The 643-nt window shown below is 59.1% G+C and carries 1 rRNA gene; it reads left to right on the top strand.

Annotated features, from left to right (window positions below):
* Positions 1-196: 196 nt before the first annotated feature.
* A 16S ribosomal RNA gene (locus WA788_RS35500) occupies positions 197-643 on the top strand; the annotation flags it as partial.

Here is a 643-nt window from a genome sequence, read left to right as displayed (position 1 = left end):
AGCTTCCGTTCCTTGAGAACTCAACAGCGTGCCAAAAGTCAACGCCAGATATGTTGATACCCCGTTCCGGTCGAGTATTCGGTCGGGATGTGGTTCCTTTGAAGAAGAACACACAGCGAGGACGCTGTGGACGGTCGGATTATTCCTCCGACTGTCCCGCTCTTTCGCGGGTGTTGTACCGGATGACCGGTGAACATTCACGGAGAGTTTGATCCTGGCTCAGGACGAACGCTGGCGGCGTGCTTAACACATGCAAGTCGAACGGTGAAGCCTTTCGGGGTGGATCAGTGGCGAACGGGTGAGTAACACGTGGGCAATCTGCCCTGCACTCTGGGACAAGCCCTGGAAACGGGGTCTAATACCGGATATGACCTGGGGGCGCATGCTTCTGGGTGGAAAGCTCCGGCGGTGCAGGATGAGCCCGCGGCCTATCAGCTTGTTGGTGGGGTGATGGCCTACCAAGGCGACGACGGGTAGCCGGCCTGAGAGGGCGACCGGCCACACTGGGACTGAGACACGGCCCAGACTCCTACGGGAGGCAGCAGTGGGGAATATTGCACAATGGGCGCAAGCCTGATGCAGCGACGCCGCGTGAGGGATGACGGCCTTCGGGTTGTAAACCTCTTTCAGCAGGGAAGAAGCG

The sequence above is a fragment of the Streptomyces sp. CA2R106 genome (assembly GCF_037034245.1).
In the GTDB taxonomy this organism is placed as follows: domain Bacteria; phylum Actinomycetota; class Actinomycetes; order Streptomycetales; family Streptomycetaceae; genus Actinacidiphila.
This window is presented reverse-complemented; position numbering and strand designations above follow the sequence as displayed.